General features: G+C 66.2%; 18 protein-coding genes and 3 rRNA genes. 14 read left to right on the forward strand and 7 right to left on the reverse strand.

Annotated features, from left to right (window positions below; genetic code table 11):
* The first annotated feature begins 16 nt into the window (after positions 1 to 16).
* Positions 17 to 382 carry a F0F1 ATP synthase subunit epsilon gene (locus EL338_RS06440; protein ID WP_126332971.1) on the forward strand — a complete coding sequence of 122 codons (366 nt, stop codon included), beginning with the start codon at positions 17 to 19 and terminating at the stop codon, positions 380 to 382.
* Positions 383 to 394: 12 nt separating this feature from the next.
* On the forward strand, positions 395 to 847 hold the full coding sequence (locus tag EL338_RS06445; RefSeq protein WP_126332972.1) for a DUF2550 domain-containing protein: 453 nt from the start codon (positions 395 to 397) through the stop codon (positions 845 to 847).
* A gap of 4 nt (positions 848 to 851) precedes the next feature.
* Here the strand turns inward: EL338_RS06445 and EL338_RS06450 are convergent, their stop codons facing one another.
* Positions 852 to 1,451, reverse strand: coding sequence for a cob(I)yrinic acid a,c-diamide adenosyltransferase (locus EL338_RS06450; RefSeq protein WP_126332973.1), 600 nt, complete (start codon positions 1,449 to 1,451; stop codon positions 852 to 854).
* Between the two features lie 69 nt (positions 1,452 to 1,520).
* Between EL338_RS06450 and murA the strand changes: the two genes are divergently transcribed.
* The 4 genes from murA to rrf all read left to right on the forward strand — a co-directional run bounded on the left by murA (position 1,521) and on the right by rrf (position 8,418).
* Entirely contained in the window at positions 1,521 to 2,777 is a 1,257-nt protein-coding gene (murA, locus tag EL338_RS06455; protein WP_126332974.1) for a UDP-N-acetylglucosamine 1-carboxyvinyltransferase, read from the forward strand.
* A 289-nt stretch (positions 2,778 to 3,066) separates the two neighbouring features.
* Positions 3,067 to 4,585, forward strand: a 16S ribosomal RNA gene (locus EL338_RS06460).
* Positions 4,586 to 4,978: 393 nt separating this feature from the next.
* Positions 4,979 to 8,092 (forward strand): 23S ribosomal RNA (locus EL338_RS06465).
* A gap of 212 nt (positions 8,093 to 8,304) precedes the next feature.
* A 5S ribosomal RNA gene (rrf, locus tag EL338_RS06470) occupies positions 8,305 to 8,418 on the forward strand.
* Together the 16S, 23S and 5S rRNA genes form the textbook arrangement of a ribosomal RNA operon.
* A 58-nt stretch (positions 8,419 to 8,476) precedes the next feature.
* On the opposite strand, the gene EL338_RS06475 is transcribed toward rrf, so the two are convergent.
* Positions 8,477 to 8,968, reverse strand: coding sequence for a methylated-DNA--[protein]-cysteine S-methyltransferase (locus EL338_RS06475; protein WP_126332975.1), 492 nt, complete (start codon positions 8,966 to 8,968; stop codon positions 8,477 to 8,479).
* Positions 8,965 to 10,452, reverse strand: coding sequence for a DNA-3-methyladenine glycosylase 2 family protein (locus EL338_RS06480; protein ID WP_126332976.1), 1,488 nt, complete (start codon positions 10,450 to 10,452; stop codon positions 8,965 to 8,967). The genes EL338_RS06475 and EL338_RS06480 overlap by 4 nt, the downstream gene beginning before the upstream one ends.
* A 79-nt stretch (positions 10,453 to 10,531) precedes the next feature.
* On the opposite strand from EL338_RS06480, the gene glsA reads away from it, so the two are divergent.
* Complete coding sequence (glsA, locus tag EL338_RS06485) at positions 10,532 to 11,803, forward strand: glutaminase A (RefSeq protein ID WP_126336708.1); 1,272 nt, start codon at positions 10,532 to 10,534, stop codon at positions 11,801 to 11,803.
* On the opposite strand, the gene EL338_RS06490 is transcribed toward glsA, so the two are convergent.
* Positions 11,800 to 13,404, reverse strand: a complete 1,605-nt coding sequence (locus tag EL338_RS06490) for an adenylate/guanylate cyclase domain-containing protein (protein WP_126332977.1) — start codon at positions 13,402 to 13,404, stop codon at positions 11,800 to 11,802. The two genes, glsA and EL338_RS06490, sit on opposite strands and share 4 nt — an antisense overlap.
* A 99-nt stretch (positions 13,405 to 13,503) precedes the next feature.
* Between EL338_RS06490 and nucS the strand changes: the two genes are divergently transcribed.
* On the forward strand, positions 13,504 to 14,175 hold the full coding sequence (nucS, locus tag EL338_RS06495) for an endonuclease NucS (RefSeq protein WP_126332978.1): 672 nt from the start codon (positions 13,504 to 13,506) through the stop codon (positions 14,173 to 14,175).
* Positions 14,175 to 14,480, forward strand: coding sequence for an Rv1322 family protein (locus tag EL338_RS06500; protein ID WP_126332979.1), 306 nt, complete (start codon positions 14,175 to 14,177; stop codon positions 14,478 to 14,480). The genes nucS and EL338_RS06500 overlap by 1 nt, the downstream gene beginning before the upstream one ends.
* On the opposite strand, the gene mce is transcribed toward EL338_RS06500, so the two are convergent.
* On the reverse strand, positions 14,481 to 14,954 hold the full coding sequence (gene mce, locus EL338_RS06505; RefSeq protein ID WP_126332980.1) for a methylmalonyl-CoA epimerase: 474 nt from the start codon (positions 14,952 to 14,954) through the stop codon (positions 14,481 to 14,483). It abuts the gene before it with no gap.
* An 84-nt stretch (positions 14,955 to 15,038) separates the two neighbouring features.
* Here mce and EL338_RS06510 point away from each other — a divergent pair, with 84 nt between their 5' ends.
* The 3 genes from EL338_RS06510 to EL338_RS06520 all read left to right on the forward strand — a co-directional run bounded on the left by EL338_RS06510 (position 15,039) and on the right by EL338_RS06520 (position 17,619).
* Positions 15,039 to 16,220, forward strand: coding sequence for an acetyl-CoA C-acetyltransferase (locus EL338_RS06510; RefSeq protein ID WP_126332981.1), 1,182 nt, complete (start codon positions 15,039 to 15,041; stop codon positions 16,218 to 16,220).
* A gap of 72 nt (positions 16,221 to 16,292) precedes the next feature.
* Positions 16,293 to 16,679, forward strand: a complete 387-nt coding sequence (locus EL338_RS06515; RefSeq protein WP_235666388.1) for a DUF3817 domain-containing protein — start codon at positions 16,293 to 16,295, stop codon at positions 16,677 to 16,679.
* A 13-nt stretch (positions 16,680 to 16,692) separates the two neighbouring features.
* A complete protein-coding gene (locus tag EL338_RS06520; RefSeq protein WP_372939914.1) occupies positions 16,693 to 17,619 on the forward strand; it encodes a tetratricopeptide repeat protein in 927 nt (308 codons plus the stop codon).
* Positions 17,620 to 17,657: 38 nt separating this feature from the next.
* Here the strand turns inward: EL338_RS06520 and glgB are convergent, their stop codons facing one another.
* Both glgB and EL338_RS06530 read right to left on the reverse strand, forming a co-directional pair.
* Positions 17,658 to 19,868 (reverse strand): 1,4-alpha-glucan branching protein GlgB, encoded by a 2,211-nt coding sequence (glgB, locus tag EL338_RS06525; RefSeq protein WP_126332983.1) that lies wholly within the window; start codon positions 19,866 to 19,868, stop codon positions 17,658 to 17,660.
* A gap of 26 nt (positions 19,869 to 19,894) precedes the next feature.
* Positions 19,895 to 21,964, reverse strand: coding sequence for an alpha-1,4-glucan--maltose-1-phosphate maltosyltransferase (locus EL338_RS06530; protein WP_126332984.1), 2,070 nt, complete (start codon positions 21,962 to 21,964; stop codon positions 19,895 to 19,897).
* Positions 21,965 to 22,138: 174 nt separating this feature from the next.
* Between EL338_RS06530 and glgP the strand changes: the two genes are divergently transcribed.
* Complete coding sequence (glgP, locus tag EL338_RS06535; protein ID WP_126332985.1) at positions 22,139 to 24,703, forward strand: alpha-glucan family phosphorylase; 2,565 nt, start codon at positions 22,139 to 22,141, stop codon at positions 24,701 to 24,703.
* A complete protein-coding gene (locus EL338_RS06540) occupies positions 24,700 to 25,548 on the forward strand; it encodes a virginiamycin B lyase family protein (RefSeq protein WP_126332986.1) in 849 nt (282 codons plus the stop codon). The genes glgP and EL338_RS06540 overlap by 4 nt, the downstream gene beginning before the upstream one ends.
* Positions 25,549 to 25,620 lie beyond the last annotated feature (72 nt).

Consider the following 25,620-nt stretch of genomic DNA (forward strand, 5'->3'; position numbering starts at 1 on the left):
CGAAAGGTGGTGTGTGGTGGCTGAACTGGACGTCGATATCGTCGCCGTCGAGCGCAAAATCTGGTCGGGTAAGGCCACGTTCGTCTTCACCCGGACCACCGCCGGCGAGATCGGCATCTTGCCGCGGCATATCCCGCTGGTCGCCCAGCTGGTCGACGACGCCATGGTGCGCGTCGAGCGGGAGGGCGAGGATGATCTGCGGATCGCGGTGGACGGCGGATTCCTGTCGGTCACCGAAGAAGGCGTGATCATCCTGGCCGAGGCGGCCGAGTTCGAATCCGAGATCGACGTCGACGCGGCCAAGGCCGACGCGGAATCCGATGATGCCGCGACGGCCGCCCGGGGCCGGGCCAGACTGCGCGCAGTCGGCCAACTCGCCTAGGTACGCGCTGCCATGAGCACGCCCATGATCCTGATGGTCGTGCTGGTGGCCGTGCTCTTGCTGTCGGTCCTCGCCCTGACGTATCGGCTGTGGAAGCTGCGTCAGGGCGGGACCGCCGCAATTCTGCGCGACACCCCCGCGGTCGCCGGCCACGGCTGGCGCCACGGGGTGATCCGCTATCGCGGCGGCGAAGCCGTCTTCTATCGCTTGTCGAGTGTGCGCTGGTGGCCGGATCGCCGGTTGAGCCGGCGCGACATCGACATCATTTCCCGTCGGGCGCCCCGCGGCGACGAGTTCGACATCATGACCGATCAGATCGTGGTCCTCGAACTGCGTGACACCGGCGCCGAACGCCCCGAGCGGCGCAACGGGTACGAGATCGCCCTGGACCGCGGGGCGTTGACCGCCTTCCTGTCCTGGCTGGAGTCCCGGCCGAACCCGCGCGCACGGCGGCGCACGACGTAGCGGTTCAGTCCTCGGTGGCCGTGTCCCTGTTGGCCTCCGGGCCGCCCGGCACCCACAGCACGTCGCCGTCGGGATTCGCCAGCCGCGACAGGATGAACAGCAGGTCCGACAACCGGTTCAGGTATTTGGCCGGCAGCACACTGACCGAATCCGGCTCCGCGTCGATCGCGCTCCAGGCGGACCGCTCGGCGCGCCGGGCCACGGTGCGCGCCACGTGCAGCAGCGCCGACAGCGCCGTGCCGCCGGGCAGGATGAAGGAGTTCAGCGGCGCCAACGACTCGTTGAACTCATCGCACCACTTTTCGAGCCGATCGATGTAGCTCTGCGCGATGCGCAGCGGCGGGTACTCCGGGTTCTCCACCACCGGAGTCGACAGGTCCGCACCGGCGTCGAAGAGATCGTTCTGGATCTGCCGCAACACCGAGGCGATTTGCTGGTCGGGCGATCCGAGCGCCAGGGCGACGCCGATGGCGGCGTTGGTCTCGTCACAGTCGGCGTAGGCCACCAGCCGCGCGTCGGTCTTGGAGACGCGGGAGAAATCGCTGAGTCCGGTGGTGCCGTCGTCCCCGGTACGGGTGTAAATACGGGTCAGGTGGACTGCCATAGCCAAACCGTACCCGTGACAGTGACCGAGCTGACTGACACCCAAGGGCGGCCTGCTTACACTTACCGCGTGAGTGAGCGATTCGTAGTGACCGGAGGCAGCCGGTTGTCTGGCGAAGTTGCTGTCGGGGGAGCAAAGAACAGCGTGCTCAAGTTGATGGCCGCGAGCTTGCTGGCCGAGGGCACAACCACGATCACCAACTGTCCGGACATTCTCGATGTGCCGTTGATGGCGGAGGTGCTGCGCGGTCTGGGTGCCACCGTCGAACTCGAGGGCGACGTCGTGCGGATCACCTCGCCCGACGAACCCAAGTACGACGCCGACTTCGCCGCGGTCCGGCAGTTCCGGGCCTCGGTCTGTGTGTTGGGCCCGCTGGTCGGGCGCTGCAAGCGGGCCAAGGTTGCACTGCCCGGCGGGGACGCCATCGGTTCCCGGCCGCTGGACATGCATCAATCCGGTCTGCGGCAACTCGGCGCGGACTGCAACATCGAGCACGGTTGCGTGGTCGCCGAGGCGGACTCGCTGCACGGCGCGGAGATCCAGCTCGAGTTCCCGTCAGTCGGCGCGACCGAGAACATCCTGATGGCCGCAGTCCTGGCCGGGGGCGTCACCACGATCCACAACGCCGCGCGCGAACCCGACGTCGTCGACCTGTGCGACATGCTCAACCAGATGGGGGCCCAGGTCTCCGGAGCCGGCTCGTCGACTCTGACGATCACCGGCGTCGACAAGCTGCACCCCACCGAGCATCGCGTGATCGGCGACCGAATCGTCGCGGCGACGTGGGGGATCGGGGCGGCGATGACCCGCGGGGACGTCACGATCACCGGGGTGAACCCAGCCCACCTGCAATTGGTGCTGCACAAGCTGCACGACGTCGGGGCCACCGTGACCGAGAGCGACGACGGGTTCCGGGTGGTCCAGTACGACCGGCCCAAGGCCGTCAACATCGCCACCCTGCCGTTCCCGGGTTTCCCGACCGACCTGCAGCCGATGGCCATCGCCCTGGCGTCGATCGCCGACGGCACGTCGATGATCACCGAGAACGTCTTCGAGGCCAGGTTCCGATTCGTCGAGGAGATGATCCGGTTGGGGGCCGATGCCCGCACCGATGGTCATCACGCGGTGGTGCGCGGAATCCCGCAGTTGTCGAGTGCGCCGGTGTGGTCCTCGGACATCCGGGCCGGTGCCGGCCTGGTGTTGGCCGGCCTCGTCGCCGACGGAGACACCGAGGTCCACGACGTTTTTCACATCGATCGGGGCTATCCGCTGTTCGTCGAGAACCTCCTGATTTTGGGAGCGGAGATCGAGAGGGTAAGTTCTTAGAAGCAAGCACCGCGTGAGGCGACCGTCACAACGAGGACCGCACACCGCGACTTGACTTCCCAGTCCAGATCGGTCTAAGCTGGCAGGGTTGCCCCAAACAGGGGAAACAAAAAGCAAAGTCTGTTGTTTGAGAACTCAATAGTGTGTTTGGTGGTTTTTGTTTGTTGTTTTTTTGCCGCGTTCTTTTTCCCGTTTAGGGCGTGGTTTTTTTGGATGCCAGTTTTTGGTGTCTTTTGTTTGTGATCGGATTTTTCTGATTGAATTCTGCCCAGTTTGGTCTGGGGGTTTTTGTTTGGAGAGTTTGATCCTGGCTCAGGACGAACGCTGGCGGCGTGCTTAACACATGCAAGTCGAACGGAAAGGCCCTTCGGGGTACTCGAGTGGCGAACGGGTGAGTAACACGTGGGTGATCTGCCCTGCACTTTGGGATAAGCCTGGGAAACTGGGTCTAATACCGAATATGATCATGGCCTTCATGGGTTGTGGTGGAAAGCTTTTGCGGTGTGGGATGGGCCCGCGGCCTATCAGCTTGTTGGTGGGGTAATGGCCTACCAAGGCGACGACGGGTAGCCGGCCTGAGAGGGTGACCGGCCACACTGGGACTGAGATACGGCCCAGACTCCTACGGGAGGCAGCAGTGGGGAATATTGCACAATGGGCGCAAGCCTGATGCAGCGACGCCGCGTGGGGGATGACGGCCTTCGGGTTGTAAACCTCTTTCAGTCACGACGAAGCGCAAGTGACGGTAGTGACAGAAGAAGCACCGGCCAACTACGTGCCAGCAGCCGCGGTAATACGTAGGGTGCGAGCGTTGTCCGGAATTACTGGGCGTAAAGAGCTCGTAGGTGGTTTGTCGCGTTGTCCGTGAAAACTCACAACTCAATTGTGGGCGTGCGGGCGATACGGGCAGACTAGAGTACTGCAGGGGAGACTGGAATTCCTGGTGTAGCGGTGGAATGCGCAGATATCAGGAGGAACACCGGTGGCGAAGGCGGGTCTCTGGGCAGTAACTGACGCTGAGGAGCGAAAGCGTGGGGAGCGAACAGGATTAGATACCCTGGTAGTCCACGCCGTAAACGGTGGGTACTAGGTGTGGGTTTCCTTCCTTGGGATCCGTGCCGTAGCTAACGCATTAAGTACCCCGCCTGGGGAGTACGGCCGCAAGGCTAAAACTCAAAGGAATTGACGGGGGCCCGCACAAGCGGCGGAGCATGTGGATTAATTCGATGCAACGCGAAGAACCTTACCTGGGTTTGACATGCACAGGACGCCGGCAGAGATGTCGGTTCCCTTGTGGCCTGTGTGCAGGTGGTGCATGGCTGTCGTCAGCTCGTGTCGTGAGATGTTGGGTTAAGTCCCGCAACGAGCGCAACCCTTGTCTCATGTTGCCAGCACGTTATGGTGGGGACTCGTGAGAGACTGCCGGGGTCAACTCGGAGGAAGGTGGGGATGACGTCAAGTCATCATGCCCCTTATGTCCAGGGCTTCACACATGCTACAATGGCCGGTACAAAGGGCTGCGATGCCGTGAGGTGGAGCGAATCCTTTCAAAGCCGGTCTCAGTTCGGATCGGGGTCTGCAACTCGACCCCGTGAAGTCGGAGTCGCTAGTAATCGCAGATCAGCAACGCTGCGGTGAATACGTTCCCGGGCCTTGTACACACCGCCCGTCACGTCATGAAAGTCGGTAACACCCGAAGCCAGTGGCCTAACCCGTAAGGGAGGGAGCTGTCGAAGGTGGGATCGGCGATTGGGACGAAGTCGTAACAAGGTAGCCGTACCGGAAGGTGCGGCTGGATCACCTCCTTTCTAAGGAGCACCACGAGACTCGGGCCCGCCCACATCGTGTGGGGGTTCGGTGACCTGAGCGATTCGTTGGATGGCCTCTTGCCTGTAGTGGGTGGGGGTCTGGTGCAACAACAAACAATGCAGTCATGGACCGGGAAGCAACCTTTTGGGGTTGTTGTTCGTGATGCTGCCAGACACACTGTTGGGTCCTGAGGCAACAGGCCCGTTTTTCTCTGGCCCCTGTGTGGGGTGGGAGGCGTGTTGTCGCTCCATCTTGGTGGTGGGGTGTGGTGTTTGATTTGTGGATAGTGGTTGCGAGCATCAGGCCGCACAACGGTTCTCACTCTTTGGGGTGGGGGTTGGGTGTGTGGTTTGTTGTGGTGTAATTTCTGATTTTTCTTTTGGTTTTTGTGTTTGTAAGTGTTTAAGGGCGCATGGTGGATGCCTTGGCACTGGGAGCCGATGAAGGACGTAGGAGGCTGCGATAAGCCTCGGGGAGCTGTCAACCGAGCGTGGATCCGAGGATGTCCGAATGGGGAAACCCGGCACGAGTGATGTCGTGTCACCCGTCACTGAATTCATAGGTGGCGGGGGGGAACGCGGGGAAGTGAAACATCTCAGTACCCGTAGGAAGAGAAAACAATTGTGATTCCGTGAGTAGTGGCGAGCGAAAGCGGAGGAGGCTAAACCGTGTGCATGTGATACCCGGCGGGGGTTGTGTGTGCGGTGTTGTGGGGCGTTTCTTCTCAGGTCCGCCGGCCTGGGCGACAGTCAGAAAAGTGTGTGTTAGTCGAAGTGGTCTGGGATGGCCTGCCGTAGAGGGTGAGAGTCCTGTAGGCGAAAACATGCACTCTGTTGTGGAATGTTCCCCGAGTAGCAGCGGGCCCGTGGAATCTGCTGTGAATCTGCCGGGACCACCCGGTAAGCCTGAATACTTCTCAGTGACCGATAGCGGATTAGTACCGTGAGGGAATGGTGAAAAGTACCCCGGGAGGGGAGTGAAATAGTACCTGAAACCGTGCGCTTACAATCCGTCAGAGCCCTCGTTTTACGTGGGGTGATGGCGTGCCTTTTGAAGAATGAGCCTGCGAGTCAGGGACATGTCGCGAGGTTAACCCGGGTGGGGTAGCCGTAGCGAAAGCGAGTCTGAATAGGGCGTATCCCCGTGAGGGGTGTAGTGGCGTGTTCTGGACCCGAAGCGGAGTGATCTACCCATGGCCAGGGTGAAGCAGCAGTAAGATGTTGTGGAGGCCCGAACCCACTTAGGTTGAAGACTGAGGGGATGAGTTGTGGGTAGGGGTGAAAGGCCAATCAAACTCCGTGATAGCTGGTTCTCCCCGAAATGCATTTAGGTGCAGCGTTACATGTTTCTTGTTGGAGGTAGAGCTACTGGATGGCCGATGGGCCCTACTAGGTTACTGACGTCAGCCAAACTCCGAATGCCGACAAGTTGAAGTGTGGCAGTGAGACGGCGGGGGATAAGCTCCGTGCGTCGAGAGGGAAACAGCCCAGATCGCCGGCTAAGGCCCCTAAGCGTGTGCTAAGTGGAAAAGGATGTGCAGTCGCGAAGACAACCAGGAGGTTGGCTTAGAAGCAGCCACCCTTGAAAGAGTGCGTAATAGCTCACTGGTCAAGTGATTGTGCGCCGATAATGTAGCGGGGCTCAAGCACACCGCCGAAGCCGCGGCATCGAACTTGTTCGATGGGTAGGGGAGCGTCCTGCATCCAGTGAAGCAGCCGGGTGACCGTGTTGTGGAGGGTGTGGGAGTGAGAATGCAGGCATGAGTAGCGATAAGGCAAGTGAGAACCTTGCCCGCCGAAAGACCAAGGGTTCCTGGGCCAGGCCAGTCCGCCCAGGGTGAGTCGGGACCTAAGGCGAGGCCGACAGGCGTAGTCGATGGACAACGGGTTGATATTCCCGTACCCGTGTATGAGCGTCCCTGATGAATCACCGGTACTAACCGCCCAAAAGGTGGCAGATCTGATCCTTCGGGAAAGGACTGTTGCCGGCTGCGCGGGACCTTCGGTGGTAGTAGTCAAGCGATGGGGTGACGCAGGAAGGTAGCCGTACCAGTCAGTGGTAATACTGGGGCAAGCCTGTAGGACGAGTGATAGGCAAATCCGTCACTCATATGTCTGAGAGGTGATGCATAGCCGATTGAGGCGAATTCGGTGATCCTATGCTGTCGAGAAAAGCCTCTAGCGAGTCCGTACACGGCCCGTACCCCAAACCAACACAGGTGGTCAGGTAGAGAATACTAAGGCGTACGAGTGAACTATGGTTAAGGAACTCGGCAAAATACCCCCGTAACTTCGGGAGAAGGGGGACCCACATGGCGTGATCCATCTTCGCGGTGGTGAGCGTGAGTGGGTGGCACAAACCAGTGAGAAGCGACTGTTTACTAAAAACACAGGTCCGTGCGAAGTCGCAAGACGATGTATACGGACTGACGCCTGCCCGGTGCTGGAAGGTTAAGAGGACCTGTTAACCCTTTCGGGGGTGAAGCGGAGAATTTAAGCCCCAGTAAACGGCGGTGGTAACTATAACCATCCTAAGGTAGCGAAATTCCTTGTCGGGTAAGTTCCGACCTGCACGAATGGCGTAACGACTTCTCAACTGTCTCAACCATAGACTCGGCGAAATTGCACTACGAGTAAAGATGCTCGTTACGCGCGGCAGGACGAAAAGACCCCGGGACCTTCACTATAGCTTGGTATTGATGTTCGATTCGGTTTGTGTAGGATAGGTGGGAGACTGTGAAGCAGTAACGCCAGTTATTGTGGAGTCGTTGTTGAAATACCACTCTGGTCGTATTGGACCTCTAACCTCGAACCGTATATCCGGTTCAGGGACAGTGCCTGGTGGGTAGTTTAACTGGGGCGGTTGCCTCCTAAAATGTAACGGAGGCGCCCAAAGGTTCCCTCAACCTGGATGGCAATCAGGTGTTGAGTGCAAGTGCACAAGGGAGCTTGACTGTGAGACGTACATGTCAAGCAGGGACGAAAGTCGGGACTAGTGATCCGGCACCCCCGAGTGGAAGGGGTGTCGCTCAACGGATAAAAGGTACCCCGGGGATAACAGGCTGATCTTCCCCAAGAGTCCATATCGACGGGATGGTTTGGCACCTCGATGTCGGCTCGTCGCATCCTGGGGCTGGAGCAGGTCCCAAGGGTTGGGCTGTTCGCCCATTAAAGCGGCACGCGAGCTGGGTTTAGAACGTCGTGAGACAGTTCGGTCTCTATCCGCCGCGCGCGTCAGAAACTTGAGGAAATCTGTCCCTAGTACGAGAGGACCGGGACGGACGAACCTCTGGTGCACCAGTTGTCCCACCAGGGGCACGGCTGGATAGCCACGTTCGGACAGGATAACCGCTGAAAGCATCTAAGCGGGAAACCCCTTCCAAGACCAGGTTTCTCACCCTCTAGGAGGGATAAGGCCCCCCGCAGACCACGGGATTGATAGACCAGACCTAGAAGCACAGCAATGTGTGCAGGGAACTGGCACTAACCGGCCGAAAACTTACCAACAACCCCACCCCTCGTGGTGGGAACAAAAACTGTTCGGTAAACACCACAACGCGTTTCGCAACCACAACCCACGAATGCAACAAACATTGCATCCCACCACCAAAAACACCTTTCTTGGTGAACCATGGTGCCCCCGGGGAACCACGGGACCCCGCCCCCCACCGGGGCGACCCCCAACACCTCGGGCCGGCACCGATACAAGAAAATAGAGTTACGGCGGAAATAGCGACAGGGAAACGCCCGGACCCATCCCGAACCCGGAAGCTAAGCCTGCCAGCGCCGATGATACTACCCAACACGGGTGGAAAAGTAGGACACCGCCGAACACACACAATAGAAACACCCCCCACCAACCGTGGGGGGCGTTTCTATTTGTAGGGACTTTCAGTCGAACAGCGTCAAGTTCGCCGTATTCTTCTCCAATTCCAGCAGCGTGGATTTACGTTCCATCCCACCGCCGAATCCCGTCAGGCTGCCGTTGGCGCCGATCACGCGGTGGCAGGGCACGATGACCGCAATGGGATTGCGTCCATTCGCCAATCCCACGGCCCGAAACGCCGTCGGCGAACCGATTGCTTTCGCAATTTCCCCATAAGACCGAGTTTCGCCATAGGGAATCGCGCGCAATGCCGCCCACACCCGTCGTTGGAATTCCGTGCCCGCCATTTCCAGGCGCAGATCGAAGGCGCGTAATTCGCCGGCGAAATACGCCGCCAATTGTTCGACCGCCGCCGGGAAAGCTCGATCGTTGAGTTCCCAATCGGCGCGATCGGGCTCGTAGGTCTGGTCGACCATCCGCAGATGCGTCAACACCGGGCCGACGCCGGCCAACGTGAGCGGTCCGATGGGGCTGTCGATGATGCGGTACTGAGTCATGCTGCTTCCTTCGGTGGCCAGTGGTTCACAGGATGTTCGAGGGCGGTCCACAGATACTGGGTGGCGTAGGACCGCCAGGGGCGCCACCGGTTGCTGTGCTCGGTCAGCCCACGCGCTTCATCGGGTAATCCCAGTCTGCCCGCGGCGACACGGGTGCCAAGGTCGGTGGCCGGGAAGGCATCCGGGTCGCCCAGGCCGCGCATCGCGATGATCTCCGCGGTCCACGGTCCGACTCCGGGAAGCTGGAGCAGCTGCGTCCGCGCGGTGTTCCAGTCGGCCCCGGCATCGAGCACCAAATCGCCGGCGGCGATCGCGGCGACCAGCCCCTGCACCGCACGTTTGCGTGCGTGCGGCATGGCAAGCCGTTGCGGATCGATCTCGAGCAGATCGGAGACGGCCGGGAAGACATGGGTGAGCCCGCCGGAAACGTCCGACACGGGTTGCCCGTAATCGGCGGCAAGGCGGCCGGCGAGGTTGCCCGCGCGCTTCGTGGAGATCTGTTGGCCCAGTACGGCCCGGATCGCCATCTCGTGTTCGTCCGCGGCACGGGGGACGCGTTGACCGGGCGCCTTGAGCACCAGCGGCCGCAGGGCCTCGTCGTCGCGCAGCACGTTGTCCACGGCCTCGGGGTCGGCATCGAGGTCGAGCAATCTGCGGCACCGCGCGATGGCCACCGGGAGATCCCGGAAATCGTCCAACTCGAGTGTGCAGCGCACGTGATCGGGGGTGGGCAGTAGGCTGACGATGCCCGTGCCCGACGGCAGCCGCAGCGTACGACGGAACGCGCCGTCGCGGATCTCCTCGCAGCCGGGCACCGCCGTGGCGGCCAGGTGACCGAACAGCCCCTCGAAGCCGAACGGCTGGCGCACGGCCAGGCGCAACGTCAACGGCCCGGTCGTGGTGCCCTGTCCGGCGGGGCGCAGGGCGTTGCGTCGGCGCAGTTCGCTCGGGGTGACGTCGAAGATCTCGCGCACGGTGTCGTTGAACTGCCGGATGCTGGAGAAGCCCGCGGCGAACGCGACATCGCCGAACGGCAGCGCGGTGGTCTCGATGAGCACCCGCGCCGTCTGGGCCCGCTGGGCGCGGGCCAACGCCAGCGGTCCTGCGCCCACCTCGGCCTGCAGCAGGCGCTCGAGTTGGCGGGTGGTGTAGCCGAGGCGAACGGCCAACCCCGTCACGCCCGCGCGGTCGACGGTGCCGTCGGCGATCAGCCGCATGGCCCGGGCGACGACGTCGCCGCGGACATTCCACTCCGGCGAACCCGGCGACGCGTCGGGCCGGCACCGCTTGCAGGACCGGAAGCCCGCCCGCTGCGCGGCCGCCGCGGTGGGGTAGAAGCGCACGTTGCGGGCCAGCGGGGTGCGGGCGGGGCAGCTGGGTCGGCAGTAGATCCCGGTGCTGAGCACGGCGATGACGAACCAGCCGTCGAACCGCGCGTCCCTGGATTGGACGGCGCGGTAGCAGCGGTCGAAGTCGTCGTGCACCCTTCCACGATTACACGCGCCCGCCGACATGACTAGCGGAAATCCGACATGGCGGTTGCCGGTGAGTACACTCGCGACCGTGGCGGTGTTGGTGCAGAAGTACCTCGACGACATCCTCGCCGAGCATGCCGACATCACCGACGGGGCGGTGGCCGACTACATCCCCGAACTTGCCTCCGTCGACCCGTCGTCGTTCGGATTGTCCCTCGAACTGTCCGACGGCTATGTCTACGAATCGGGCGACAGCGCAACCGAATTCACCATCCAGTCGATCTCGAAGCCGTTCACCTACGCGCTCGCGATCGACCAGGTGGGCACCGACGCGGTCGATGCGAAGATCGGTGTCGAACCCTCCGGCGAGCCGTTCAACGAGATCAGCGTCGACGACCAGACCAAGACGCCCAAGAACGCGATGATCAACGCCGGGGCCATCGCGGCGGTCTCGTTGATCCCGGGAGCCGATGCGCAGCAGCGTTTCGAGCGGCTGCTGGACTTCTACTCGGCCTGCGCGGGCCGGCGCCTCGACGTCGACGAGGACGTCTACAACTCGGAGAAGGCCACCGGCAGCCGCAACCGGGCCATCGCCTACATGTTGCAGAGCTTCGGGGTGCTCGACGGCGACCCCGACGAGGTCCTCGACGTGTACTTCCGGCAGTGCGCCATCAAGGTCACCAGCTCGGACCTGGCGTGCATGGCCTCGACGCTGGCGCGCGGCGGCGTCAATCCGGGCAGCGGCATCCGCATCACCTCGGACGCGGTGGTGCAGCGCACGCTGAGCGTGATGATGACCTGCGGCATGTATGACGCCACCGGGATGTGGGCGACGACCGTCGGCATGCCGGCGAAGAGCGGGGTCGGCGGCGGCATCATCGCCGTGCTGCCCAGCCAGCTCGGGATCGGTGTCTACGCACCGCCGCTGGATAAGAACGGCAACAGCGTGCGCGGGCTCCGGGCCTGCCAGAGCCTGTCGGCCCAACTGGGCCTGCACGTGATGTCGGTGACCCGGGAATCCCGCTCGACCATCCGCGCCACCCACGACATCGCCGCCGGCGTGCGGGTCTACGAATTGCACGGCGACCTGTTGTTCGCCGGCGCCGAACGGGCGCTGCGCATCGTCGAACACGACAGCGACGAGGTGGACGTCGCGATCCTCGAGCTGTCCCGGGTCGACGACATCAACGATGTGGCCCGGCGGATGCTGGCCGGGATGCGCCAGTCGCTGAACCGACGGGGCAAGGAAGGCTATCTGGTGGACCCCGACCGCCGGGTGATGCCGGCCGGGAGCGCCACCGCCAGCGCGGTCATCTTCCCGACGGTCGCCCAGGCCCTCGACGCCGCCGGCGCACGCTAGCGCGGCATCGCCAGCAGGGTCGGGACCTCGTAGCCGCGCAGCGTCACGGTGTCGCCGAAAGTCCAGAGCGCTCTTTCGCTTTCGGTGGCGCCGCGCACGGTGTCCGAGGACGCCAGCAGGCACCCCGGCGAGTTCTTCGCCAGCTCGCACAGCCGGGCGGCCTCGTTGACCGGTGCCCCGATGACGGTGTACTCGAAGCGGTCGTGCGCGCCGACGTTGCCCGCGACCACGGTGCCGGCCGCGACGCCGATGCCGGCCTCGATCCCGGGGACCTCCACCCGCAGCCGCGCGGCGATACCGCGCGCGGTGGCCAGCGCGGCGTCCTCGGGGCTGTCGAGGTCGTTGGGGGCGCCGAACACCGCCAGGCAGCCGTCGCCCTCGAATTTGTTGAGCAGCCCGTCGTGTTCGTTGACCTCGTCGACGACGACGGTGAAGAACCGGTTGAGCAGGGCCACGACCTCGGTGGCCGCCCGTGAGGTGACCAGCGTCGTGGAACCGACGATGTCGACGAACAGCACTGCGGCGTGGCGCTCCTCGCCGCCGAGGTCGACCTGGCGGGCCTCGGCCGCGGCGGCGACCTCGCGGCCGACGTGACGGCCGAACAGGTCGCGGACCCGCTCCCGTTCGCGTAGTCCGGCGACCATCGAGTTGAAGCCGCGCTGCAGCTGGCCCAGTTCGGTGCCGTCGAACACGACGAGGTTGGTGTCCAGCTTGCCCTCCTCGACGCGCTTGAGCGCGGCGCGCACCACCCGCACCGGGGTCGCGGTGATCCAGGCCGCCACCCACATCAGGACGAAGCCGAAGATCACCGTTGCCGCGGCCGAGATCAGCACCGCGACCGCGAACTGGGTCTGGGTGAGGTTGCGCAGCAGCAGGACGAACAGCGCGATGAGGCCGATGCCGATCACCGGGATGCCGGCCCCCACCGTCCACACGGTCATGATCCGGCCCATGATGCCCGGGGCAAGGCGCTTGGGCGGATCGCCGGCCTCGAGCGCTCGGGCGGCCACCGGGCGCAGCGCGAACTCGGTGAACAGGTAGGCGAAGGTGGCGACCATGACGCCGCAGATGCCGACGGCGATGAGGAACCGCGGGATGAACAGGGTGTCGTAGATCCCGTAGAGGACCGCGAAGATGACCGTGCCCGTTCCCCAGAGCGCCAGATGTGCGGTGGCCACCCGCCATGGCGCCAGGAAGGCTTGCCGCATGTTGTCGGCGGTCGGGGGGCTGTCCTCGACGGCCCAGCGCAGCGCGTTGACCGTCGCGCGGGTGATCCAGATGGTGCCCACACCCAGCGCCAGCGTCAGATACGCCGGCGCCACCCCGTAGGTGAGCCAGGCGGGTGCGTCGTCGAACACGCTGGGATCCGGGAACGCGACGGTGACCAGCAGGATCGAGACGCCCATCCCCACCAGGTTGGTGACCAGGATGAACACCGTGAGGATCAGCTGGATCCGGATGCGGCGGCGGCGCGGTCCCTCGGCGACGTGGCCGAGCAGCCAGGAGCCGTAGGAGGAGGTCTCCGGTAACCGGCCGCTGGTCTGCGTCAGGCGCTCGAGGAAGCGGCCCAGGCGCTGCGCCAGCGTCGCGTTGGCTTTCATCAATTTTTGAGCCTAGTCCGACGGGGTGGATACACCGACGATGTGACGCGCTGCGCTGGTGCCGCGGCGCCGGGGCGGCCAACCCCTAAGGTTGGTCGGGTGCGTCTCGTGATCGCCCAGTGCACCGTGGACTATGTCGGCCGGCTGACCGCCCATCTGCCCTCGGCGCGTCGGCTGCTGCTGATCAAGGCCGACGGCTCGGTGAGCGTGCACGCCGACGACCGCGCCTACAAGCCGCTGAACTGGATGAGCCCGCCGTGCTGGATCACCGAGAACGCCGAGGGCGAACTGCCAGTGTGGGTGGTGGAGAACAAGGCGGGCGAACAGCTGCGGATCACCATCGAGGATGTCGAGCACGACACCGAGCACGAACTCGGGGTGGACCCCGGGTTGGTCAAGGACGGCGTCGAGGCGCACCTGCAGGTCCTGCTGGCCGAGCACGTCGACCTGCTCGGCGTCGGATACACGCTGGTGCGCCGCGAGTACCCGACCGCAATCGGTCCGGTGGACCTGCTGTGCCGCGACGAGGAGGGCAAGTCCGTGGCGGTGGAGATCAAGCGCCGCGGCGAGATCGACGGCGTCGAGCAGCTGACCCGCTATCTGGACCTGCTGAACCGGGATTCGCTGATCGCTCCCGTCAGCGGTGTGTTCGCCGCCCAGCAGATCAAGCCGCAGGCGCGCACGCTGGCCGAGGATCGCGGGATCCGCTGTGTCACTTTGGATTACGACCAGATGCGCGGCATGGACAGCGACGAGTACCGGCTGTTCTGATGGCGCGGAATCGGCGCTCGGCCAAGCGGCAGGGCCCGCACCGCCCGCTGGGGATGCCCCTGGCCCAACAACGCATCGAGGTCGGCGCCGACGGTCACGACTACGCGGTGCGTCAGGTTGCGGCGGCCCGGGCCGCCAAGGTCTACCGGTGCCCAGGCTGTGATCAGGAGATCCGGCCGGGTGTCGCGCACGTGGTCGTGTGGCCCGCGGACCTGGGGGAGGACGCCATCGCCGACCGGCGGCACTGGCACACGGCGTGCTGGGGCAAGCGCGCCAGCCGGGGGCCGACGCGCAAGTGGTCGTGACTAGTGGGGGTCTGCGGCGGGCTCGACGAGCTCGATCAGCACGCCGCCGGCATCCTTGGGATGGATGAAGTTGATCCGGGAATCGGCGGTGCCGCGCCGCGGGGCCTCGTAGAGCAACCGGACGCCCTGCTCACGCAGGCGCTCGGAGAGCGCGTCGATGTCGCTGGTGCGATAGGCCAGCTGCTGCAGGCCGGGGCCGCGGGTATCGATGAACTTGGCGATCGTCGACGACTCGTTCAACGGCGCCAGGAGCTGGATCTGGGCGCTGCCCACCGGGGCCCCGCGCACGCTGAGCATCGCCTCGACGACACCCTGGTCCTCGTTGACCTCCTCGTGCAGCACGATCATGCCGAGGTGGTCGTGGTACCACTTCTTGGCGGCGTCGAGGTCGGGCACGGCGATACCGACGTGATCAACCGCAGTGACCAGTGCGCTGGCGAGTGCGGGACGGGTATCAGCCTGATCGGTGGTCATAACATAACGGTAACCTAGCCCTGACGGACGCGCCTATGCCCCAGGTCACAGTGACCGGGGCGCACCCTGATTTTGGAGGTAGTCATGACCACATCGGTGATTGTTGCCGGAGCCCGCACGCCGATCGGCAAGCTGTCCGGGTCGCTGAAGGATTTCTCCGGCTCCGACCTCGGTGCCATTGCGATCAAGGGCGCGCTGGAGAAGGGCGGCGTGGACCCCGCCGCGGTGCAGTACGTGATCATGGGCCAGGTGCTCTCCGCCGGCGCCGGTCAGATGCCGGCCCGGCAGGCCGCCGTCGGTGCGGGCATCCCGTGGGACGTGCCCTCGCTGTCGATCAACAAGATGTGTCTGTCCGGGATCGACGCCATCGCGCTGGCCGACCAGCTGATCCGCGCCGGTGAGTTCGACGTCGTGGTCGCCGGCGGCCAGGAGTCCATGACCCAGGCCCCGCACCTGCTGATCGACTCGCGCTCGGGCTACAAGTACGGCGACGTGGTGGTCAAGGACCACCTGGCCTACGACGGTCTGCACGACGTGTTCACCGACCAGCCGATGGGCGCGCTCACCGAGCAGCGCAACGACGAGGACAAGTTCACCCGCGCCGAGCAGGACGAATACGCCGCGGCCAGCCACCAGAAGGCGGCGGCGGCGTGGAAGGACGGCGTGTTCGCCGACGAGGTCGTCTCGGTGTCGATTCCGCAGCGCAAGGGCGACCCGATCGAGTTCAGCGAGGATGAGGGCATCCGGGGCAACACCACCGCCGAGTCCCTGGGCGGGCTGCGTCCGGCGTTCCGCAAGGACGGCACCATCACCGCCGGTTCGGCCTCCCAGATCTCCGACGGTGCCTGCGCCGTCGTGGTGATGAGCAAGGCCAAGGCGCAGGAGCTGGGCCTGGACTGGCTCTGTGAGATCGGCGCGCACGGCGTGGTCGCCGGCCCGGACTCCACGCTGCAGAGCCAGCCGGCCAACGCCATCAAGAAGGCCATCGCGCGCGAGGGCATCACGGTCGACCAGCTCGACGTCATCGAGATCAACGAGGCGTTCTCGGCGGTGTCGCTGGCCTCGACCAAGGAGCTCGGTGTCGACCCGGCCAAGGTGAACGTCAACGGCGGCGCCATCGCCGTCGGCCACCCGATCGGCATGTCGGGCGCGCGCATCGCGCTGCACGTCGCGCTCGAGCTCAAGCGTCGCGGCAGCGGCTACGGCGTTGCTGCGCTGTGCGGCGCCGGTGGCCAGGGCGACGCCTTGGTGTTGCGCGCCGGCTGATCGCCGGGGCGAGAGCCGCTGAAGAACTACACGGAGTAGTAGCTGGCGTCGCGGTTGGGCACAATGTCTGTTGTGAACTCCGCGACGACTAGCACTCTGGACATCCGGACGACGGCCGGCCGATTTCGACTGGTGGCGCTCGCCGAGGCCGTCAGCTGGGTAGGTCTGCTGCTCGGGATGTACTTCAAGTACCTGGGTACCCCGCGCACCGAGATCGGCGTGAAGATCTTCGGGCCCCTCCACGGCGGGATCTTCGTCGCCTTCCTGATCGTCGCGCTGTTCGCCGGACTGGCCTTCAAATGGTCGGTGCTGACGTGGGTGCTGGCGTTGCTGGCGAGCATCGTGCCGCTGGCCACAGTGATCTTCGTCATATGGGCCGACCGGACGGCCAAGCTCGGGGCCCCGGTGGGCGCGAGTGCCGGTAGCCCGGCAGGGCGACCGGTGCCCGAAGCGACGTGACAGACTTGTCGGCGTGACACCGCCACGCGCTTCTGATCCCTCGCGTCTTGCGGCGGCGGCCTCGATGGCCGGTGCCGTCGACCTCTCCGCCCTGAAACGTCCGGCCGCGCAAGCCGCCGCCCCGAGCGACGCCCCAGCCGAGATCCCCAATGCCGTCGAGATCACCGAGGCCAACTTCGAGGCCGAGGTCCTGATCCGCTCCGGCGAGGTGCCGGTCGTGGTGGTCATGTGGTCGCCGCGCAGCGAGGCCTCGGTGCAGTTGGCCGAGATCCTCGGCGCCCTGGCCGGTCAGGACAACGGGAAATGGGTACTGGCCACCGTCGACGTCGACACCACCCCGCGGGTGGCGCAGGCGTTCGGCGTGCAGGCCATCCCCACCGTCGTCGCGCTGGCCGGCGGGCAGCCCCTGCAGGGCGGCAGCTTCCAGGGGATGCAGCCGCCCGAGCAGCTGCGCAAGTGGGTCGACTCGCTGCTCGAGGTCACCGCGGGCAAGCTGTCCGGCGGCGGCGCACCCGACGAGCCCGAGCAGGTCGATCCGGCCGTCGCGGCGGCCCGCCAGCACCTCGAGTCGGGCGACTTCGAGGCCGCCAAGGCGGCCTACGAGGAGATCCTGGCCGGCGATCCCGCCAACGCCGAGGCCAAGGGCGCCATCCGGCAGATCTCCTTCCTGAGCCGCGCCACCGCGCAGACCCCGGACGCGATCGCGACCGCGGACGCGGACCCGACGAACATCGAGGCCGCCTTCGCCGCGGCCGACGTGCAGCTGCTCAACCAGGACGTGGCCGGCGCCTTCGACCGCCTGATCGGGTTGGTCAAGCGCACGGCCGGTGACGACCGGACCGCCGTGCGTGCGCGGCTGGTGGAGCTGTTCGAGCTGTTCGACGCGGCCGATCCCGACGTGATCGCCGGGCGCCGCAACCTGGCCAACGCGCTGTTCTGAACGACGTCGGTTCTGAACGACGTCGGTTCTAAACGCCGTCAGTCGGTCTCCGGGGTCAGCCATAGCGCCGAGTTCGGGGGCAACACCAGCACCGCCGAGGCGGGCCGGCCGTGCCACGGCTCGGCGGTGGCGTCCACGCCGCCCAGATTGCCCGCCCCGGCCCCGTTGTAGGTCGTGGCGTCGGTGTTGAGCACCTCGCCCCAGCGGCCGGCGTGCGGCAGGCCCAGCCGGTAGCTGGCGTGCTCGGCACCGGAAAAGTTGAACACGCAGGCCAACACCGACCCGTCGGCGCCGAAGCGCAGGAAGCTCAGCACGTTGTTGCCCGAGTCGTTGGCGTCGATCCACGAATAGCCCTCGGGCTTGGTGTCCTGGCTCCACAGCGCCGGGGAGTCCCGGTAGATACCGTTCATGTCGCGCACCAACTGCTGGATGCCGGTCGAGAAACTGTTCTCGTCGAGCTGGAACCAGTCCACGCCGCGTTCCTCGGACCATTCCGCGCGCTGACCGAATTCCTGCCCCATGAACAGCAACTGCTTGCCCGGATGCGCCCACTGGTAGGCCAGCAGGCTGCGCAGCCCGGCGGCCTTGACGTGATCGTTGCCCGGCATCCGGCCCCACAGCGTGCCCTTGCCGTGCACCACCTCGTCGTGGCTGATGGGCAGCACGTAGTTCTCGCTGAACGCATACAACATCGAGAACGTCATCTCGTGGTGGTGGTAGCTGCGATAGATCGGGTCACGGCCGATGTAGTCCAGCGTGTCGTTCATCCAGCCCATGTTCCACTTCATCGAAAAGCCCAGTCCGCCAAGGCTGGTGGGCCGCGTCACGCCCGGCCAGGAGGTGGATTCCTCGGCGATGGTGACGATGCCGGGGGTGGTCTTGTGCACGGTGGCGTTCATCTCCTGCAGGAACTGCACCGCCTCGAGATTCTCCCGGCCGCCGTAGATGTTGGGTGTCCAGTCGCCCGCGGGCCGCGAATAGTCCAGGTAGAGCATGGAGGCCACCGCGTCCACGCGCAGGCCGTCGACGTGGAACTCCTGCAGCCAGTACAGCGCGTTGGCCACCAGGAAGTTGCGCACCTCGGGGCGACCGAAGTCGAAAACGTAGGTGCCCCAGTCCAGTTGCTCGCCGCGGCGCGGGTCGGCGTGCTCGTAGAGCGGGGTGCCGTCGAACCGGCCCAGCGCCCAGGCGTCCTTGGGGAAGTGCGCCGGCACCCAGTCGACGATGACGCCGACGCCGGCCCGGTGCAGGGCGTCGACCAGGTAGCGGAAGTCGTCGGGCGAACCGAACCGCGACGTCGGTGCGTAGTACGAGGTCACCTGATAGCCCCAGGACCCGCCGAACGGGTGCTCGGCCACCGGCAGCAATTCGACATGGGTGAAGCCGTGAGCCACAACGTATTCGGTGAGCTCGTCGGCGAGTTCGCGGTAGGACAGCCCCGGCCGCCACGAACCCAGGTGCACCTCGTAGGTGCTCATCGGCTCGAACACCGGATTGCCCGCGGCGCGCGCAGTCATCCACTGCTCGTCGGTCCAGCGGTAGTCGCTGACGAACAGCCGGGACGCGGTCTGCGGCGGCACCTCGGTGGCGAACGCCATCGGGTCGGCGCGATCGGAGACGCTGCCGTCGGCGCCGTGGATGCGGAACTTGTAGAGGCCGTCAGCGGGGAAGTCGGGCCAGAACAGCTCCCAGACGCCGGTGGAACCCAGCACGCGCAGCGGCGCCTCGCTGCCGTCCCAGTGGTTGAAGTCGCCGATGAGGCTGACGCCCTTGGCGTTCGGCGCCCACACCGCGAAGGACACGCCCGCCACGGTGCCGTCGGGGGTTTCGAACGAGCGGGGATGCGCGCCCAGGACCTCCCACAGCCGCTCGTGGCGGCCCTCGGCGAACAGGTGCAGGTCCACCTCGCCCAGCGTGGGCAGGAAGCGGTAGCCGTCGGCCACGGTCGGGCCGAACACCCCGCCGTCGGGGGTCGGGTAGCCGATCTCCAGGCGGTAGTCGATCAGGTCGACGAAGGGCAGTGCCACCGCGAACAGGCCCGAATCGATGGGCTGCAACGGGTAGCGCCGGCCGCCGATGAGCGCGGTGACGCGCACCGCGTGCGGTCGGTAGGCCCGGATCACCGTGTGGTCGCCGTATTCGTGGGCGCCCAGGATCGAATGCGGGTCGTGATGCGTGCCAGACGTCAGCCGGTGCAGATCGGCGGGAGCCGGCGCGAGGTGCAAGCTGGTGGTCTCGGTGCCGGTCATCGGGGCCTGTCCTTCCATATCGTCGCTCACTCGCGGTACAGCAGCGTCCGGCGGGCTTCCGGGGGGATCAGCGGCATGTTGATGATGTGGGCGACCGCCTTGACCGGGTCGAGCCGGACGTAGTTGGCCTGACCCCACTGGTACTCCTCTCCGCTGACCTCGTCGCGCACCCAGAAACGGTCGTAGGCGTGCATACCCAGCGCGCCCATGTCCAACCACAGCGTGCCGTCCTCGGCCCCGAACGGGTTGAGGGCCACCACCACCAGCACGCAGTCGCCGGTGATCGGATCGAACTTGCTGTAGGCAAGCAGCGCGTCGTTGTCGATGTGGTGGAATCTGATGGTGCGCATCTCCCGCAGGGCCGGATGCAGCCGGCGGATCTCGTTGAGCTGGGTGATGAACGGCTCGAGGGAACGCCCCTCGGCCACCGCGGCGTCGAAATCCCGCGGGCGCAGCTCGTACTTCTCCGAGTCGAGGTACTCCTCGCTGCCCTCGCGCACCGGTTGGCCCTCGAACAGCTCAAAACCGGAGTAGACACCCCACAGCGGGCTCATGGTCGAGGCCAGCACCGCGCGGATGGCGAACATGCCCGGACCGCCGTGCTGCAGGCTCTCGTGCAGGATGTCCGGGGTGTTGACGAACAGGTTGGGCCGGGCGACGTCGGCGAATTCGGCGATCTGGTTGCCGAACTCGGTGAGCTCCCACTTCGCGGTCCGCCAAGTGAAGTAGCTGTAGGACTGGGTGAAGCCGAGTTTGGCCAACCCGTAGAGGCGGGCGGGCCGGGTGAACGCCTCGGACAGGAACAGCACGTCGGGGTCGACGCGCTTGGCCTCGGCGATCAGCCAGGCCCAGAAGTTCGGCGGCTTGGTGTGCGGATTGTCGACCCGGAAGATCTTGACGCCGTGGGCGATCCAGTGCTTGACCACGCGCAGCACCTCGTTGTAGAGGCCGGCCGGGTCGTTGTCGAAGTTCAGCGGGTAGATGTCCTGGTACTTCTTCGGCGGATTCTCCGCGTAGGCGATGGTGCCGTCGGGCAACTCGGTGAACCACTGGCGGTGCTCGACGGCCCACGGGTGATCCGGTGCGCACTGCAGTGCCAGGTCGAGGGCGACCTCCAGGCCCAGGTCCCTTGCCGCGCCGACGAATTCGTCGAAGTCGTCCAGGGTGCCGAGATCGGGGTGCACGGCGTCGTGGCCGCCCTCGTCGCTGCCGATGGCCCACGGCGAGCCGACGTCGCCCGGTGCGGCGGTCACGGTGTTGTTGCGGCCCTTGCGGTGCACCTTGCCGATGGGATGGATGGGCGGCAGGTACACCACGTCGAACCCCATCCGGGCGATCCGCGGCAGCGCCTTGGTGGCGGTGGTGAAGGTGCCGTGCACGGGCCGCCCGTCGGCGTCCCAGCCGCCGGTCGAGCGGGGGAACATTTCGTACCAGGCCGCGAACCGGGCGGCGGGCCGGTCCACCCAGATCCCGAATTGTTCACCGCGGGTGAGTAATTCGCGCAGTGGATACTGCGCCACCAGGACGGTCACCTCGTCGGACAGCGCGCGCGCCGCGCGCTCGGTCGGGTCGCCGGGCTCGCGCAGTGCTTTCGCGGCGGCCTGCAGCGGCGCGCGCAGTTCCCGGGGCACCCCGGTGGCCGCGCGGTCCAGCAGTTGCGCGCCGACCAGCAGGTCGTTGGACAGCTCGGTCTCGCTCTGCCCGGCCTCGAGCTTGGCGACCACCGCCCGGCGCCACGTGGTCAGCGGATCACCCCACCCGTCGACCCGGAACGTCCACAGCCCGACTTCGTCGGGAATGAACTGGCCGTGCACCACATCGGGGTTGGCGCCGGTGGCCATCGGCAACAACTGCGGCTTGCGCCGCGCGGCCGGCGGGGCCGGGGTGGCGTCGGTGCTCGCCGGTACCGGGCCCTTCCCCAGGGCCGGGTAGTGGGTGCCGTGGTAGCGGACCACCAGGGTGGCCGCCACCGCGTCGTGGCCCTCCCGCCACACCGTGGCGCTGACCGGGACCACCTCACCCACGACCGCCTTCGCCGGGAACCTGCCTCCGGACACTGCGGGCGCGACGTCATCGATCTCGATGCGACCGGACACTCATGCGCTCCTTTGGTGTAGGCGGCTACGGAAGGGTCTGCACTGTCCCTGCTGGTCTTCGGTTTAACCACTTCGCGCGTTCTTCACACCGTAATGGTCGCGGTGCGCGAAGGGGTGGCAAGCGACCCGGCGACGGCACTGCAGGTCCGGTAAATGTCGGTAGGGTATCGATGCGTGAAAGCCCTCCGCCGGTTCACCGTCCGTGCACACCTGCCGCAGCGGCTCGCCGCCCTCGCCCAGCTGTCGACCAACCTGCGCTGGTCGTGGGACAAACCCACCCAGGACCTGTTCGCCACGATCGACGACGAGCTGTGGCGCGGCTCCGGCGGCGATCCGGTGGCGCTGCTCGGCGCGGTGAGCCCGCAGCGGCTCGACGAACTGGCCGGCGACGACGAGTTCGTCACCCGGCTGGACGCCGTGAGCAGCGATCTCGAGCACTACCTGAGCCGGCCGCTGTGGTACCAGCAACAGTCCTCGGACGACCTGCCGACCGGGATCGCGTACTTCTCCATGGAGTTCGGCGTGGCCACGGTGCTGCCCAACTACTCCGGCGGGCTGGGCATCCTGGCCGGCGACCACCTGAAGTCGGCCTCGGACCTGGGCCTGCCGCTGATCGCGGTCGGCCTGCTCTACCGCTCGGGGTACTTCCGGCAGTCGCTGACCGCCGAGGGCTGGCAGCACGAGACCTACCCGTCGCTGGACCCGCACGGGCTGCCGCTGCGGCTGCTCGCCGATGCGGCCGGGAACCCCGCGCTGGTGGACCTGACGATGCCGGCCGGTGCCCAGTTGCGGGCCCGCATCTGGGTGGCCCAGGTGGGCCGGGTGCCGCTGCTGCTGCTCGACTCCGACATCCCGGAGAACGAGCACGACATGCGCGGGGTGACCGACCGGCTCTACGGCGGTGACCAGGAACATCGCATCAAGCAGGAGATCCTGGCCGGCATCGGCGGCATCCGCGCGGTGCGCGCCTACACCGCCATCGAGGGCCTACCGGATCCCGAGGTCTACCACATGAACGAGGGGCACGCCGGCTTCCTCGGGGTGGAGCGGATCCGCGAGTACATCGCGTCGTCCGGGCTGGACTTCGACACCGCGCTGACGGTGGTGCGCTCGAGCACCGTGTTCACCACCCACACCCCGGTGCCCGCCGGCATCGACCGGTTCCCGACCGAGATGGTGCGGCGCTACTTCGCCGACGACCGACCCAATCCGCTGCTGCCGGGCGTGCCGCTGGACCGGGTGATCGAGTTCGGCGCCGAGGACGACCCGGCGAAGTTCAACATGGCCCACATGGGGTTGCGCCTGGCCCAGCGCGCCAACGGTGTCTCGCTGCTGCACGGCGAGGTCAGTCGGTCGATGTTCGCCGAGCTGTGGCCCGGATTCGATCCTGCCGACGTGCCGATCGGTTCGGTGACCAACGGCGTGCACGCACCGACCTGGGCCGCCCCGCCGTGGATCGACCTGGCGTTCGAGTTGGCCGGCGACGACTCGCTGGGCGATCCCGACACCTGGCTGCGGGTCCAGCAGGTCGACGCGAGCCGGCTCTGGCAGATCCGCTCCGAGCTGCGCGCGCTGCTGATCGACGATGTGCGGGCCCGGCTGCGGCGCTCCTGGCTGGAGCGCGGCGCCACCGACGCCGAACTCGGCTGGATCTCGACGGCCTTCGACAAGGACGTGCTGACCATCGGGTTCGCCCGCCGGGTGCCCACCTACAAGCGGCTGACGCTGATGTTGCGCGACCCCGAGCGGCTCGAGGCGTTGCTGCTCGACGAGAGCCGTCCGGTGCAGCTGATCGTCGCGGGCAAGTCACACCCGGCCGACGACGGCGGCAAGGCGCTGATCCAGCAGGTGGTGCGGTTCGCCGACCGCCACGAGGTGCGGCACCGCATCGCGTTCCTGCCGGACTACGACATGTCGATGGCGCGGCTGCTCTACTGGGGCTGCGACGTCTGGCTGAACAATCCGCTGCGGCCGCTCGAGGCCTGCGGCACCTCCGGCATGAAGAGCGCGCTCAACGGCGGGTTGAACCTGTCGATCCGCGACGGCTGGTGGGACGAGTGGTACGACGGCCAGAACGGTTGGGAGATCCCGACCGCCGCGGGCGTGGCCGACGAGGCCCGCCGCGACGACCTCGAGGCCGCCGCCCTCTACGACCTGCTGTCCGGGTCGGTCACCCCGAACTTCTACGACCGCGACGACGCCGGCGTGCCGACCCGGTGGGTCGAGATGGTGCGCCACACCCTGCAGGTCCTCGGGCCCAAGGTGCTGGCCTCGCGGATGGTGCGCGACTACACCGAGCAGTACTACGCGCCGGCCGCGCAGTCGTTCCGGCGCACCGCCGGGTCGTCGTTCGAACCCGCGCGCGAATTCACCGACTACCGCCGGCGCGTCGAGGCGGCTTGGCCGCAGATCGCGATCGCCGACGTCGACGCCACCGGGCTGCCGGACACGCCGCTGCTGGGTTCGGAGCTGACGCTGACCGCGACCGTGCAACTGGCCGGGTTGCGGCCCGACGAGGTGGACGTGCAAGCAGTGCTGGGACGGGTGGACGGCACCGATTCGTTGCTGGATCCGGTGACCGTGGCCATGGCCCACACCGGTGCCGGCGAGGGTGGCGAGGTGTTCCGCGCCGCGGTCGCGCTGCCGGTCGCCGGTTCGGTGGGGTACACCGTCCGGGTGTTGCCGCGCCACGAACTGCTCGCCGGTGACAACGAACTCGGATTGGTGACGCTGGCGTGAGCGGCCCGTTGACCGTCGCACTCGACGGTGGACCGTACGGCTTGACCGCGGGCCCGGACCAGCGGATGTGGGTCACCCTGGTGCACAGCGGGGAGATCGCGCGGGTCGGTGCCGACGGTGCCTTCGACATCTTCCCGGTGGCGCCGGACGCCAAGCCGTCCAACATCGTCGCCGGCCCGGACGGCGCGCTGTGGTTCACCCGCGCCGGAGACGGACGCATCGGACGGGTCACGGTGGACGGTGAGTTCAGCGACTACGAGTTGGGCGAGGGGAGCATGCCGTTCGGGATCACCAACGGCCCCGACGGTTGTCTCTGGTTCACCGACATGACCTCGGGCACCGTCGGCCGGATCACCACGGACGGAGAGATCTCCGTCGAGCAGGCCGTCGGCGGGATGCCCTCGATGATCGTCGCCGGCCCTGACCGCGCGGTGTGGTTCACGTTGAACCAGGGCAACGCGATCGGCCGGCTGGACCTCGAGGGCGAACTCACGGTCCGCAAGCTGCCCACCCCGAGCGCGGGGCCGGTCGGGATCGCGACCACCCACGACGACGCCGTCTGGTTCACCGAGATCCTCGCCGAGAAGCTGGGCCGCATCCCGATGGACGAGGCCATGCAGGAACTCGACATGCCGGGTAAGCCGCACGCCGTGGTGGCCGACCCGGCCGGCGGTGTCTGGGTCAGCCTGTGGGGCAGCGATCAGTTGGCCCGCGTCGACGCGGACGGCGAGGCCGTCACGTTCGATCTGCCGCCGGGCAGCGAGCCGCACGGGCTGGCGATCGGCCCCGACGGCGCGCTGTGGGTGGCCCTGGAAAGCGGTTTCGTGCTGCGCCTGCCCGACTGAGCGGGAACCACCTGCCCGGGTGTATCTGCGGTGCAGGTAAGTTCCGGAAAGGGGCGTCGCGGGTCGTCGCAT

This window comes from Mycolicibacterium chitae, assembly GCF_900637205.1.
GTDB classification, from domain to species: Bacteria; Actinomycetota; Actinomycetes; order Mycobacteriales; family Mycobacteriaceae; genus Mycobacterium; species Mycobacterium chitae.